Here is a 13,563-nt window from a genome sequence, read left to right as displayed (position 1 = left end):
GCCTGGACGCCCGCCGGCGGCATGTCAGCGGACGCGTTCAGCCCTGCTGAAGCGTGTCCGCGCCCCGGCGCCGATGTGGATGAGGACGGGAAACTCCTTGCCCACCACGGCCTCCAGGGCGTCCACGAGGCCGGTGACCTCGGCGGCCAGCAGGTGCGGGGCCACGCCCTGGCGCGGCAGGAGCCGGACCTTCAAGGCCGGCGTTCCCTGGACCTCGTAGGTGGTGACGGTTGCACCGGCGAGGTCGGGGCGCCCTTCAAGGGCATGCCGGAGGGCCTGTTCTGCCACCCCGCCACCGATGCGTACGTCGCCGGGAGTCTCGCCGGGATCGTAGTCAAGTGCCAGGAGGTTTGACTTGCCCTTTCCCTGCTGCGCGATCCACGCCACCATGAGCCCCATCAGTGCCAGCAGCGCCAGCGCCACCACAATCCACAACCAGCTTTCCGGGCGGCCCGGGAACCGGGTGGAATCGAACAACTGGTTGATGCTGCCCCAGGCACCGGAAGACCAAGAGTGCCACCAGGCGCCCAAGGAGGGAACGGTGGCCAGCAGCACCAGGAGGAGTCCGGCCCCCAGCAGGAGCAGGCCCAGCACGGTAAGCAAAATGCGGTTGAGCAGTGCCGGGGTGCCGTTCATGCCCCGATCACCCCCGATGGCGCCACGTTGACGCGAGGGATGGGTGCCGGTTCCAGCAACATCCGGTCCAGCTCATCCCGGACGGCCTCAAGTACCCTTTCCGGGTTTACCGGGACGCCGGAGGTAGGGCGGACATTCACCAGCACCTGCCGCTGGGAGACGACCACCATGACCTGGTCCGGGGTGACATTGGCGGCGAGGCGCGCGCGGCGGGCCAATGAGGATGCGATGACCTCGTCGTCCACCACCACGGCAGGGAGCCCTTCCCCGGATGCGCCGGCCAGCACGTGGCGCGCGCGTTTCCCTGGGAGGATCCCACTAAGCAGGAAGATCAATCCCAGCATCGCGAGCACGGCGCCGATTGCCGCCAACAGCAGCGGGGGTATCCCGGCGGGAAGGTCCACGATGCGCTGGGCAGCGACTTGCGGCTCCACCAGCCACGCCGGCTGCCCCACTGCGTGAACCCCGGATTCGAGGACGCCATAACCGGCCAGCACCAACACCAGGATGGCGGCCACAACCGACACCACGGCCCTGCCGGAATGTGTCTCGCGGTAGACCACCCTGCCCATGTCCGGGCCGTTGCCTCTCCGGGTCCCGCTGCCGGCCCGGCGGCTCTCCACGCTGCTGCTCACCGTACCCGCCCTTCTGTACTGATCCTTGCCCCGCTGATGCGGATGTCCACCCGGCTCACCTGTGAACCGCTGAGTTCCGACACCTTCGCCAGGATGCTTTCCTTGGCCTTCACGGTGCGGTCCCAGATGGAACCTCCAACGATGCCGATTCGCGCCCGGTCCGCTGCCACCGCCTGTAACGGCGGGATGCTGATGGGGGCGACGAGGGACAAAGCCAGCAGGCCGTCGTCGTCCGTCCAGTCCGCACGGATGTCCTGGGCGTCGACGCCCAGCGCCTGCGCAGCCGCCGCTTTGGCAAGGCTGGTCAAAGCCTGGGTACTAATCCGGTTATGGCCGCTGAGCGCCTGCGCACGCACAACGGGCGCGGGCGAACTCATGAGGACGAGCGCCGGCCGATGATGGCATCGAAAATGCCGCGCAGGTCCAGCTTTCCTTCGGCGGCGCGGCCCAGGAGGGCCCCAATGGCCATGAAGAGAAGGGAAACCAGGAAGCCCCAAAGACCGAACTGCAGCGACATGAACGCCACGAATGCGCCTATGGCCGTGCCTGCCACGGTGAGGTTCACAGCAACGCCTCCCGTTCGGAAGCGGCCGGGGCTGCGGTCTTGACCGGGGGTGGGACATAGACGTCGGTGATCTCGACGTTCACCTCGATCACCTGCAGACCCACCAGTTCTTCGACCGCCCGGTAAACGGCGGCACGGACGCTGTTGGCCAGCGCATGCAGGGGCGTTCCGTAGCTGGCCACCAGGGTGATATCGACGGCTACCTGCGTTTCGCCTACTTCCGCGTGGACACCCGCGGCGTGGTCGGAGCTTCCCACGGCGTCGCGGATGGCGCCCAGGGCACGGGACGGGCCCGACCCCAGTGAGTAGACGCCGGGAACCGCACGGGCAGCGATCCCCGCGACCTTTGCCACGGCGGTCTCGGAAATAACTGTCCGGCCCGGACCGGGAGCCGGGCTGGCGGCAGGACGGTTGGGCACCACGGGTTGTGGGTTCTGGTATTCCATCAGGCACTCCCCCTTCTGTTGGTTCCACCCTATCCCCAGGCTGCGACAGATGGGCTGGAAACCCGTCGGCGCCACCGCACAGGACCGGGTCCAGGAGTGGTTGAAGGAAAGCGGTCAAAGGAACCAGGCGGGGAGCCGTGGGACTCCCCGCCTGGTTCACGTACTGCTTGAAGCTGCCGCGGTGGGCAGGCCTACTTGTAAAGGCCTTCGCCGCCGACCCTGACGTTGGTGGGCAGGTAGCCGAACGGACCCAGCCCGTTCCGGCCGAACGTCCTGTCCACCTGGGACACGCCGTCGCGGAAGTTGATCTTTACCGTCGGCGAGAGGGAACCGCCACGGACTCCGTTGACGTTGTCTATGAAGGACTGCACCAGGCCGCCGGGCTGCACGTAGTGCGAGTATGCCTGGAACTGCCGCCCGTTCTGGTTCGGCGTGGGCGCCTCCGGGGACTCGGACGGAAGGTTCAGGTCCGTGGGCGAGCCGAGGGCCAGGCCGCTGTAGTTCATGGGCTGGTAGTCCGAACGGATGCCGTTGCCCACGAACCCGTACACGCCGTCGGGACCGCGCATCCCTGCCGCGTAGGTGAACTGGTGGCTGATGGTGAACAGGTAGTACTTGTTCTTGCCGTTCTCATTCTGGATGAAGATCTGCGGGCGCTCGGTCTGGTCGTTCACGCAGTTCCCGGAAAGGATGGGCGGGAGGAAGGACCACTTGGTCAAATCCTTGTTGTCCGCGACCGCCAGCCCAACGTTGGCCGTCTGGTAGAACGCGCCGCTGTTCTGGACGTCCGTGACGCTTTCTGCGTGCGGGTCCCCGGGGCGGTAGCCCAGGTCCTCGGCCTTGCACTGGTAGTCGCCGCGGTTTTCCGCGGTGTTGCCTTCGAACACCATGTAGGTCTTGCCGGGATGGGCCGGGTCCTGGAAGGTGTACGGGTCCCGGAACGCAAAGCCGGCGTTCTGCGCCTTGGTCTGGTACATCTTTCCGTCCGGTTCCAGCAGCTTGGTGTGCTCGAACCCGTCAAAGGTAACCCCGTTCTGGTCGGCGTGGATGTTTCCCAACGCCTTGGCGATGACGGCGTCGGGGGCGATGCCGCCGCCGCCGGCGTTCCGCTCCGCCACATCGTAGAAGGTGGTGGCGGTATAGAAGACGTTCACGTGGTTGCCCTGCATCAGGCGGGTGGAACCGGACCACTCGGTGTTTCCGATGGACGTGTTGTCCAGGAACAGGTGCCCGCCGTAGTTCCACTTGTCCTTGGCGGGATCAGCGTTGGTCTTGCGGAAGAAGTACCCGATCCGGGCGTTCCAGTGGCGCTGGTCAAAGCCGTATCCGGCGTGCCGGTCGGCGACCAGGGAGAAGATGACGTCCCACCCCTTGTAGCTGATCTGGTTCGCGTTTTCGTCTGTCAGGGACCAGGTGTCCCAGACCCAGACGTCGTCATTCATGGTGGGGAAGTCCTGCGGGATCTCCGGCATGGTGACGTCAGGGCTCATGGAGTTTGCGCCCGGGGAGACGGTGGAGTCGCTCTGCGCCATGATCTGCTTGGCGTCTGCGCGGGTCCACTTGGAGGTGAAGTCCGACGCCGGGTCAAAGGCCTGCTGCGTGTGCTGCGTCGGCAAGGGGAAGCCTGGCGTGGGGGCAGGCATCTGCTGGACGGCGGGCGGATCTGAGGGCTCATTGGCCTGGGCCGCGGGGACGGCCAGGAAGGCCGAGGCGGCCAGGGTCGCCGCCAGCGCTGCGGCCGCAGTGCGCCACCGCAGCAGCCGGGGTTGGGGGTGCTTGTGCATTTCTTGCTCTTCTCGCGGAGTTGTGACATTTCGTGGAAGGCGGGCGTGTGCCCATGATCCCGAAACAAACCGCGGCCCCGGCGACACCTCAGGCGTCATCGGGGACGCCGTTGTGCTGCGGGTGGAGGCAGGCCTGGGTAGGGCCTGGCCGGCCGATGGAAAGCATGCTGTCCTCCGGCCGCGCTCCACCGTAGACGGGGTGGAACGGACAGTTCAAACCCTGTTTCACACGCCAAAACGGGTTACCAGCGAGTAGAGTGCAAGCGCTTACATCAACCAATGCGCGCGCGTGCCATATCCGTTTGGCGCAGGTCAAATGTTTCAAAAGTCAGACAAATAATTTTCCCAGGCCGGACGGAATGTTGCCTGCGCCACACAGTGCGGGACCCGCCGCTGTCCCGTTTACGGGACCAACGCATATACCCGCACCAGCTCCGAAGCTTGTGCGCGTACCACGACCCTCAGCGTCGCGATCCGCGAACAAGGTAGAGGGGTATGCGACCAAGCTGGAGGGTTATGGGGCCCGGAAACCGGATGAGCCTTAAAGCAGAAAAGCACCAGTTCCGAAGAACTGATGCTTCCCAGTGGTGGCTCCGACCGGCGTCGATCCGGTGACCTTTCGATTTTCAGTCGAACGCTCTACCAACTGAGCTACAGAGCCTAGGTGACTAGTCACCATGACAGCCGGAATTTCTTCCAACAATCAGAGCGACCCTGACGGGACTTGAACCCGCGACCTCCGCCGTGACAGGGCGGCGCGCTAACCAACTGCGCTACAGGGCCTTGCGTTTCTTGCTTTGCAGTATCTCTACCGCTTTTTTCAAGGCTTCCAGCCTACCAGACTTTTTTAGCCTGCTTGACCAGTTCCTTGCGTACCCCCAACGGGATTCGAACCCGTGCCGCCGCCGTGAAAGGGCGGTGTCCTAGGCCGCTAGACGATGGGGGCCAGAACCCGTTCGGAACCAAATAAAAGGCGTCAAGCGGGGCTTTCCGTCTTTGTCCTCTGCGTTTCTCCGAACTGGACTCTAAAACTATAGGGGCTAACCCGGAATATTCCAAAATCGGCGGAAAACCCCGCCGATTGGGCCCTGGACGGGTCAAGATGGACGGATGGATGCCGTCGATGCGCTCAACGAGATCGCTTTTTGGCTGGAGCGCGGACGCGCGGCCACGTTCAAGGTCCAGGCCTTCCGGAAGGCAGCCGCCGCCATCAGCGCGCTCGGCCCGGAGGAAGTGGCCGCGCGGGCCCGGAACGGGCGGCTCAAATCCATGAAGGGGATCGGGGACCGGACCTTCACGGTGATCCGGCAGGCGGTGGACGGCCAGGTCCCCGAGTATCTGGCAGACCTTCGGGAAAAGGGCGCCGAGCCGCTTGCATCCGGCGGTGCAGAGATCGGCGGGGCCCTGCGCGGGGACCTTCACAGCCACAGTGAATGGTCCGACGGCGGCTCCCCCATCGAGCTGATGGTGGCGGCCGCGGAGGTACTGGGCCGGGAGTATGTGGCCCTGACAGACCACTCCCCCAACCTCACCATCGCCAACGGCCTCTCGCCCGAACGCCTGCGCGACCAGCTGGACGTGGTGGCGGGCATCAACGGCAAGGGCGGACCCACCCGGCTCCTGGCCGGCATCGAGGTGGACATCCTGGAATCCGGCGAGCTGGACCAGGAACCGGAACTGCTGGACAGGCTGGACATCGTGGTGGCCAGCGTCCATTCAAAACTCCGGGCAGACCGGAAGACCATGACGGCCAGGATGCTCGGGGCGTTACGGCCCCGCAGACCAACGTCCTGGGCCACTGCACCGGCCGGCTGGTGGAGGGCTCGCGCGGGACCAGGCCGCCGTCGGAATTCGATGCCAAGGAAGTGTTTGCCGCCTGCGCAGAGCACAGCGTCGCCGTGGAGATCAATTCCCGCCCCGAGCGGCAGGACCCGCCGGATGCCCTGATCCAGCTGGCCCTGGAAGCCGGGTGCCTGTTCTCGATTGACAGCGATGCCCACGCCCCCGGCCAGCTGGATTTCCTGCAGTACGGTGCCGAACGGGCGGCCCGCAACAACGTTCCGGCAGACCGGATCATTACCACGTGGCCGGTGGACAAGCTGCTCGCCTGGGCTTCGCGGAGCTAGGCCCTCCTCGGACCGTCAGCGAAGCTGAACCCCGCTACTCGGCGTCTGCCAGCTTCTCCCTGGCCCGGGGTCACCCACACGGCCGATTTCCGCCAGTCCGGTGCCTGCAGCAGCCGTACATTTGATTCATGCCTTCCACCAGTCCCGCCCGCCAGCCCCTGGTTTCCCCCGCTGCAGCGCCCACGCCAGTGAAGGCTCTCGGCGTGGCGGCCATGGTGGTTACCGTGGTGCTGTGGGCCTCCGCGTTCGTTGGCATCCGCGCCATCGGGCCGCACTTCTCCCCCGGATCCCTTACGCTCGGCAGGCTGGCGGTCGCCGCCGTCGTCCTCGCTTTCCTGGTGGTACCCCAACTGCTCAGGAGCCGGATGCTGCCCAGGGGGCGCGAATGGCTGCCCATCCTCGCCTATGGCGTGATGTGGTTCGGCGGCTACAACGTAGCCCTGAACGCCGCCGAACACATCCTTGACGCCGGCACCAGCGCCCTGCTGATCAACGTCAACCCGATCCTGGTGGCCATCCTGGCCGGCATCTTCCTCAAAGAGGGTTTTCCCCGCTGGCTGCTCATCGGCAGCACGGTGGCGTTCACGGGAGTTGCACTGATCGCCCTGGGTTCCGGACAGCCGCGCGGCGCCGGGGAAAGTTCGACGACGGACCTGGCGGGCGTGGCGCTTTGCCTCCTTGCGGCGGTGCTCGCCGCAGTCAGCGTCATCATCCAGAAGCCGGTGGTGCGGAAGTTCCCGGCGGCGCAGGCAACCTGGTTCGGCATCATCGTTGGCGCGGTGTGCTGCCTGCCTTTCGCCGGGCAACTGGCGTCCGAAGTCCGGGCCGCCCCTCCGGAGGCCACCTGGGCGCTGGTGTACCTTGGTGTGTTTCCCACTGCAATCGCCTTCACAACCTGGGCATACGCGCTCTCGCTGGTGGAAGCCGGGAAACTGGCTGCCACGACCTACCTGGTGCCCGGGACCACGGTGCTCATCTCCTGGCTGCTGCTCGGGGAGATCCCCACAGCCTGGGGACTGGTGGGCGGGCTGGTCTGCCTGGTGGGAGTGGGACTGACCCGGCGCAGGACGCGCCCCTCCCGCATCGGGACGGGCCGGGCGGCGGGCTAGAGTCGGGGTATGCCAGCCAGCCTTCCGCCGGGACTGCCCATCATTCCCGAAGGGCCGCATGAACCGTCAGGTTTCACCATGTCTCCTGACGAATTCGAAGCAGCCGTCCAGGATGCCCTGGACAGTATCCCGGACCGGCTGGCCCGCGCCATGGATAACGTGGCAGTCTTCATCGACGACGATTACGTGCCGGGCCCAGGGGAAGACCCGGACACCGTGCTGCTGGGGCTGTACGAAGGCGTCCCCCTGACCGAACGCGATTCATGGTGGGACGCCGGCTCGCTCCCGGACCGGATTACCATCTTCCGCGAACCCATCCTGGAAATCTGCGCCTCCCGGGACGAGGTGATCCACGAAGTGGCCGTCACCGTGGTCCATGAGATCGCCCACCATTTCGGGATTTCCGACGACCGGCTGCACGAGCTGGGCTGGGGCTAGCCTTGTAAGCATGGGACACGACCACAACCACGGCCACGGGATCACTGCCACCGGGCGGCACCGGAAACGGCTGGTGGCGGTCCTGGGGATCACGCTCGGCGTTGTGGTCATCCAGATCGTCGGCGCGGCCCTGTCCGGGTCGCTGTCCCTGCTGGCGGACGCAGGGCATATGCTCTCCGACGCGGCCGGTGTCACCATCGCCCTGCTTGCCGCCTGGATCGCCGGCCGCCCGGCGAGCGACCAGCGGACTTACGGCTACCAGCGGGCAGAGGTGCTCGCGGCGTTGGCGAATGCGCTGATCCTGATCGTGATCTCCGTGGTGATTTTCACGGAGGCCATTCGCCGGTTTGGCGCACCCCCCGAGGTGCAGACGGACATCATGCTGTTCGCCGCAATCCTCGGCGCCGTGGCAAACCTGGTATCGCTGCTGGTCCTGCGTGGTGGGCAGGAGGAGAGCCTGAACATCCGCGGCGCCTACTTGGAGGTGCTGGGCGACCTCCTGGGCTCGGTGGCCGTCATCATCGCCGCCATAGTGATCCTGGCCACCGGCTTCCAGGCAGCAGACACCATCGCATCCGTCCTTATCGCGCTGATGATCCTCCCCCGCGCCTGGAGCCTGCTGCGCGACGTGGTGGACGTCCTGCTGGAGGCCAGCCCGAAGGGAGTGGAAGTCCAGATGATCCGCGAGCACATCCTGTCGGTAGCCGGTGTGACCGACGTCCACGACATCCACATCTGGACCATCACCTCCGGCGTCCCCGTCTTCTCAGCGCACGTGGTGGTGGAGGATGGGGTGCTGAACGCCCGGGGCGCCGACCAGTTGCTGGACAAGCTCATCACCTGTCTGGGCTCCCACTTCGATACCGACCACTGCACCTTCCAACTGGAGCCTGCCAGCCACTCAGAACACGAGGAACACCAGCACGCCTGACCCCGACACACCGTGGTGAATTCCGTGGAGAATGACATCTTTGTGGTTTATGTTATTCATGTGACTGCTGTTGCCAATGTGCATATCGTCACGTAACCTCGGACTGCTGGCGAGCAGCTGAGGGGCACCGTCGTGCCGCATCCAGAACCTCACTCCCAGCCTTACCGTTGCGAGGTCTCTGCAGATGGCTATACCCGGATCCGGCCGCAGGACCGCTGCGCTGTGCGCCGCCGTCGTACTCTTTGCCTCTGTGGCCCCGCCCGCGCTGGCGGCGCCGGCACCATCCGCACCCACGGTCCGTCCCGCATCACCGGAGATCCCGTCCCCGGAGGACATCGCCGCCGCGAAGGCAAGTGAGTCCGCGACGGCAGACCAGGTCGCGGCGATCGAGCGGATTCTGGCGGATGCGTCCACTGCCCAGCAGGCGGCGTTCGCGGTGGCCATGCAGGCCAACAATTCCTACAGTGAAGCGCTCGTGGAACTGCAGCAGCGGACTGAAGCGGCTTCCGTTGCCGCCGCCAAAGCATCGTCCGCCCGCGACCAGCAGGACAGGACCCGGAAGCAGGTGGGGCAGCTCGCCGGCGACCTGTACCGCAACGGCGGCTTGAATCCCACCCTCGGAACCCTGGCCAGCGGCAGCGACAGCCTCCAGCAGGCCGCCACCCTTGAGGCCCTATCCGCCAGCCGCAGCCGCGCGTTCGAAGCCGCGGACAGCGCAGCCACCGCCTACCAGTCCCTGACCGCAGCCGCGGATGATGCCACCAAGGCTGCTGACGACGCCGCCAAGACCGCCGAGCAACGGAAGTCCCAGGCGGAGCAGGCCAACGCCGCGCAGGCAAAGGCAGTCGCCGATGCCAAGGCACAGCGGACCGTCCTGGTGGACCAGCTGGCCCAGCTCCGCAACACCACCGTGGCGCTCGAATCCGCGCGGGTGGATGCCCTTGACCGGCAGCGCGAAGAGGCACGCCTTGCTGCTTTGTCCGCTGCCGCCGACAAAGCAGTGGCCGATAAAGCAGCACAGGACAAGGCAGCCAACGACCAAGCCGGCCGCCAGGACGGTGCAGGACAGAACGGCGGCGGACAGGTGGCTGCCCCTGCGGCTCCCGCCGCGTCAGCCCCGGCAGCCCCCGCGCAGGCGGCACCGGCCCCCGTTGCAGCAGCACCTGCCCCCGCCGCCCCGGCACCCGCACCGGCCCCTGCCGCCCCGGTACCCGCTCCGGCCCCTGCTCCGGTTGCCCCGGCACCCGCACCGGCCCCCGCCGCACCGGCCCCTGCCCCGGCGCCTGCGCCTCCCGCCGGCTCGGGCACGTACGAGGCAGCGATCTCCGTCGCCTTGGGCAAGGTGGGCGCACCGTACTTCTATCAATGGGGTGGCACGGGGCCGTATGGTTTCGACTGCTCGGGCCTGGTGCAGAATGCCTTCGCCGCGGCCGGTACGTACCTTCCGCGCACCGCGTCCCAGCAGTACGCGGCAGCCCCCGTCCACGTTCCGATTTCGCAGGCCCGCCGGGGTGACCTGCTCGTCTGGGGTTCCGCCCCGAACTTCTACCACGTGGCCATCTACCTGGGGAACGGCCAAGTGGTCCAGGCGCTGAACCCGCAGGAGGGCATCACCGTTTCCACCATCAGTTCGATGGTGGGCATGGACCTGTATCCGTACGCGGCCCGCTACTGAGCCGCCACCTGGGGCTGCAGGTCCTGAAGGCGCCGGCCGCCGTCGTCAGCTCAGAATGTCCTTGGTGACGAACCTGCCATACGCGAGCGCCCCGAACACCGCCACGTAGCCGGCCTGGAGCAGGGCGTTGCTGCCGAACGAGTCCCACACCAGTGGCTGGCGCAGCATGTCGGCGAAACCCAGCCAGTAATGGCTGAAGAGCCACGGGTGCAGCCACTCCAGCTGGGGAAGCTGGTCCAGGACCTCGGACACCACAGACACCACCACGGTGGCGGCCATCGCCCCCACCGGAACAACGGTCAGCGTGGACAGGAACAGCCCGATTGCCGAGAGCCCGGCGAGGGACAGGGCAAGGTAGGCGGCGATCAGCAGTATCCGCAGGAAAGCTTCGCCAGGCTGGACTACCCCTCCGGAGAGCAGTGTCACCGGGCCTACGGGGAACAACGCAGCCCCAATGGCCGCACCTGCCAGGCCAACGGTCAACGGAGCCGCGATGCAGAAGGCGAGTGCCCCCGCGTACTTCACCAGGAGGAGCCTCACCCGCCCGGCCGGCGCCACCAGCAGGTACCGGAGGGTGCCCAGGTTGGCCTCTCCGGCGATCGTATCGCCGGCCACCACCCCCACCGCTAGCGGCATGAACAGCGGGACCGAGACCAGCATGGCGGTGAAAGCCACAAACAGGCCGTTCTGGGTGATCCGGTCGAGGAATGCAGGGCCCCGCCCCGGCGGGACCCTGGAAGAAACCTTCACGGCCACGGCAATGAGTACGGGGATGGCGGCGAGCGCCAGGAGCAGGGCCCAGGTCCGCCGCCGACCGAAAAGGACCTTGAACTCCGACCCCAACAGGGACAGCCCGGAACTGCGCGGCACTGCGGCCGGCCGGGCTGTTCCGGCAGCCTCCGGAAGATCCGCGGGAACACTACTGGGCAACGTCGAATCCTTCCCCGGTCAGGGCAACAAAGCGGTCCTCGAGACTTTCACGTTCGACGGCGAAGCCCCGGACACGGACCCCCGACTGGACCAGGCGCGCCACGACGTCCTCCGGCAGCACGGCCGGTTGCAGGCTCGCATCCAACGCCGCAACGATGGTCTCCCCCTCCGGCTGGGGGCGCCGTGGTTCCGGCCCCTGCGGGCTTGGACGGCCCGAACGTGCAGGCTCCGCCTCGGCGTCCCCCAGCCCGGGCACCAGCCCCAGCCCCGCCAGGATCTGCCGCGCCGCACCGCCGTCGGGTGTTACCAGCCGCAGGCGCGTGCTTCCGGCCTGGCGCAGCTCGGCCAGCGGCCCCTGCGCCACGAGCTTGCCGGCGCTCATGACCGCAGCGTGGGTGCACATCTGGTCCACCTCGGCCAGAAGATGGCTGGAGACAAAGACAGTGGTGCCCTGGTGCGCCAGCGAGCGCACCAGGTTGCGGACTTCGCGGGTCCCCTGCGGATCCAGGCCGTTGGTGGGCTCGTCCAGGACCAGGAGGTCCCGGGGCGAGAGCAGTGCGTTGGCGATGCCCAGCCGCTGCTTCATGCCCAGGGAGTACGCGTGCACGCGCTTCCCTGCGGCGTGTTCCAGGCCTACACGCTGCAGGGCCTGCTGCACGCGGGCCCTGCGCGTGGCAGGCACAGTGTGCGGGCTGGCGGAATCGAGCCGGTGGAGGTTGGCGGCGCCGGACAAAAAGGGGTAGAACGCGGGGCCCTCCACCAGGGCGCCGACGCGCGGCAACACCTCATGGAGTTTGTCCGGCATCTCCTGGCCCAGCAGCGTCACGGTGCCTGCAGACGCGGCAGCCAGCCCCAGCAGCATCCGGATGGTGGTGGTCTTCCCGGAACCGTTGGGCCCGAGGAATCCGAAGACCGTCCCGTGCGGGACGGCCAGGTCCACGTGGTCGACGGCGGCCTGCTGGCCAAAGTGCTTGCTGAGGCCCCGGGTCTCAATCGCCAGCCCCGAAGTCACCTGGCCTGCTCCGGCCCGGCCGCCACTCCCCCGTCCGTCCAATGCCTACCGCGCTGCCGCTGCGGCCTGCAGCCCCTCGGGCGGCACCATTCCAGCGAATATCCGGCCGTCGTCGGTCACCAGAACGTTCAGCAGCGCGGTGGAGAGCAGCCGGCCGCCGGGTACGGCGATGGTGGCCTGGGACAGCAACGGGTCCTGGAGCAGTGGTTCGGCCGCCGCAGCCGAGCCAGCCGCCGTACCCACCACCGTCTCCCAGCCGGTACCGGTGACGGCAACATTCCCCTTGGCGCCGCCGTGCATGGCACCCGGGCCATGGGCATCGGCAGGATCATGGGACTTTGCGGGATCATGGGGATTCTCCGGGACCGGGATCTCCTTCACCGTGCTGCCCGGGGGCGGGCTGAAGCTGAAGACTGACGGGTCCGGCGCGTCGAGCGAGAGGCTGGTGAACCCGGAAGCGAACGCAGGCTTGTCGGCGCCGCGAGCGGTCACCTGGACGGACAAAGGCATCCCGCTCTCACCGTCGACGGCGATGGCCACCTTGCCCACCAAGGTCCCGTCCGTGCGGGGCTCGAGCAGCAGGTTGTAGGCGGCACGCCCCGCAACGGATACATCGGGGCCAACGGAAACGGCAGTACTCGGGTCCACCTTTGACAGGAACTGTTGGGCCAGTTCAGCGGGAGTGTGCATGCCGGGTGACCCGTGCGGGTCGTTTGGAGGCGCGGGGTCCGTTGTGGGGGCAGGGCCCTGGGCGCGCTGGGGCAGGGCCAGATGGGCTGCCGTGTTGTCCTTTGAGGAGTAGAACCAGACATCGTTTCCGTGGCGAACCACGTCCCGTTCGGCCAGTTGGTCCATCACCTGTACACGGGCGTTGTCTTTGCCGTCCACGTAGATATGCGCGGTGTGGTTGCCCGTCAGGAGCTCAATCACCGAAGCGACACTGCCGGCGGACGCAGGACCTGACGCGGACCCGGATGGTTTCCCGGCGGCCGGAAGTTCCGGCAGCCCCAGGTCGGCCGACTGTTCCACCGTGCCCGAGAATGTGCCCCCGCGGTGGCTGGCGGCCAGCTCGAGGACCTGGGCGGGCGTCTTGGCGGGGAGAGGGTTGCTGGCACCGGCCGGAAGGGACCCGACCAGGGCTGCGGAGGCGATGGCCGCCGGAGCCACGACGGCCGGAAGCCATCGCAGCCACGCCTTGCGGCCCCTGGTGCTGCTTCGTTGCGCGTTGATGTGTTGAGACTGTCCGCTGGAATCCAGCCTGTTGGAGCCCATAAAC

The 13,563-nt window shown here is 67.1% G+C and carries 13 protein-coding genes, 3 tRNA genes and 1 pseudogene; 5 read left to right on the top strand and 12 right to left on the bottom strand.

Annotation, left to right across the window (positions count from 1 at the left end):
* Positions 1-24: 24 nt before the first annotated feature.
* The 9 genes from NIBR502770_RS20550 to NIBR502770_RS20510 all read right to left on the bottom strand — a co-directional run bounded on the left by NIBR502770_RS20550 (position 25) and on the right by NIBR502770_RS20510 (position 5,012).
* The gene (locus NIBR502770_RS20550; RefSeq protein WP_141183184.1) at positions 25-636 is read right to left on the bottom strand and encodes a hypothetical protein; all 612 of its coding nucleotides are present in this window, start codon (positions 634-636) and stop codon (positions 25-27) included.
* Positions 633-1,271, bottom strand: a complete 639-nt coding sequence (locus tag NIBR502770_RS20545) for a hypothetical protein (protein ID WP_141183183.1) — start codon at positions 1,269-1,271, stop codon at positions 633-635. The genes NIBR502770_RS20550 and NIBR502770_RS20545 overlap by 4 nt, the downstream gene beginning before the upstream one ends.
* Entirely contained in the window at positions 1,268-1,648 is a 381-nt protein-coding gene (locus NIBR502770_RS20540; protein WP_141183182.1) for a hypothetical protein, read from the bottom strand. Before NIBR502770_RS20540 ends, NIBR502770_RS20545 begins: the two co-directional genes overlap by 4 nt.
* Positions 1,645-1,836, bottom strand: coding sequence for a hypothetical protein (locus NIBR502770_RS20535; protein WP_141158337.1), 192 nt, complete (start codon positions 1,834-1,836; stop codon positions 1,645-1,647). Before NIBR502770_RS20535 ends, NIBR502770_RS20540 begins: the two co-directional genes overlap by 4 nt.
* Positions 1,833-2,282: an Asp23/Gls24 family envelope stress response protein gene (locus NIBR502770_RS20530; protein ID WP_141158338.1), complete on the bottom strand. Its 450-nt coding sequence runs from the start codon at positions 2,280-2,282 to the stop codon at positions 1,833-1,835. The genes NIBR502770_RS20535 and NIBR502770_RS20530 overlap by 4 nt, the downstream gene beginning before the upstream one ends.
* A gap of 191 nt (positions 2,283-2,473) precedes the next feature.
* Positions 2,474-4,066, bottom strand: a complete 1,593-nt coding sequence (locus NIBR502770_RS20525; protein WP_141183181.1) for a glycoside hydrolase family 68 protein — start codon at positions 4,064-4,066, stop codon at positions 2,474-2,476.
* 585 nt (positions 4,067-4,651) lie between these two features.
* Positions 4,652-4,727: transfer RNA gene (locus tag NIBR502770_RS20520), tRNA-Phe, on the bottom strand.
* Positions 4,728-4,775: 48 nt separating this feature from the next.
* Positions 4,776-4,849 (bottom strand) — tRNA-Asp (locus NIBR502770_RS20515).
* A 90-nt stretch (positions 4,850-4,939) separates the two neighbouring features.
* Positions 4,940-5,012: transfer RNA gene (locus NIBR502770_RS20510), tRNA-Glu, on the bottom strand.
* 164 nt (positions 5,013-5,176) lie between these two features.
* Here NIBR502770_RS20510 and NIBR502770_RS20505 point away from each other — a divergent pair.
* The 5 genes and pseudogenes from NIBR502770_RS20505 to NIBR502770_RS20485 all read left to right on the top strand — a co-directional run bounded on the left by NIBR502770_RS20505 (position 5,177) and on the right by NIBR502770_RS20485 (position 10,345).
* Positions 5,177-6,192 (top strand): annotated as a pseudogene (locus NIBR502770_RS20505) (PHP domain-containing protein).
* Positions 6,193-6,320: 128 nt separating this feature from the next.
* A complete protein-coding gene (locus NIBR502770_RS20500) occupies positions 6,321-7,301 on the top strand; it encodes a DMT family transporter (protein ID WP_168223202.1) in 981 nt (326 codons plus the stop codon).
* A 9-nt stretch (positions 7,302-7,310) separates the two neighbouring features.
* A complete protein-coding gene (locus NIBR502770_RS20495; RefSeq protein WP_141158341.1) occupies positions 7,311-7,739 on the top strand; it encodes a metallopeptidase family protein in 429 nt (142 codons plus the stop codon).
* A gap of 10 nt (positions 7,740-7,749) precedes the next feature.
* Entirely contained in the window at positions 7,750-8,670 is a 921-nt protein-coding gene (locus NIBR502770_RS20490) for a cation diffusion facilitator family transporter (RefSeq protein ID WP_141183180.1), read from the top strand.
* Positions 8,671-8,854: 184 nt separating this feature from the next.
* A complete protein-coding gene (locus NIBR502770_RS20485; RefSeq protein ID WP_141183179.1) occupies positions 8,855-10,345 on the top strand; it encodes a C40 family peptidase in 1,491 nt (496 codons plus the stop codon).
* 45 nt (positions 10,346-10,390) lie between these two features.
* Here the strand turns inward: NIBR502770_RS20485 and NIBR502770_RS20480 are convergent, their stop codons facing one another.
* Genes NIBR502770_RS20480 through NIBR502770_RS20470 form a run of 3 tightly spaced genes read right to left on the bottom strand, consistent with a single transcriptional unit; the run spans position 10,391 to position 13,559 of the window.
* A complete protein-coding gene (locus NIBR502770_RS20480) occupies positions 10,391-11,275 on the bottom strand; it encodes an ABC transporter permease (protein WP_141158344.1) in 885 nt (294 codons plus the stop codon).
* Positions 11,265-12,287, bottom strand: a complete 1,023-nt coding sequence (locus NIBR502770_RS20475; protein ID WP_246857341.1) for an ABC transporter ATP-binding protein — start codon at positions 12,285-12,287, stop codon at positions 11,265-11,267. Before NIBR502770_RS20475 ends, NIBR502770_RS20480 begins: the two co-directional genes overlap by 11 nt.
* 45 nt (positions 12,288-12,332) lie before the next feature.
* Complete coding sequence (locus NIBR502770_RS20470; protein WP_246857340.1) at positions 12,333-13,559, bottom strand: hypothetical protein; 1,227 nt, start codon at positions 13,557-13,559, stop codon at positions 12,333-12,335.
* Positions 13,560-13,563 lie beyond the last annotated feature (4 nt).

The organism is Pseudarthrobacter sp. NIBRBAC000502770 (genome assembly GCF_006517815.1).
Taxonomy (GTDB): Bacteria; Actinomycetota; Actinomycetes; order Actinomycetales; family Micrococcaceae; genus Arthrobacter; species Arthrobacter niigatensis.
The sequence above is the reverse complement of the archived record's forward strand: the minus strand, read 5'-3'. Positions and strand labels throughout refer to the sequence as shown.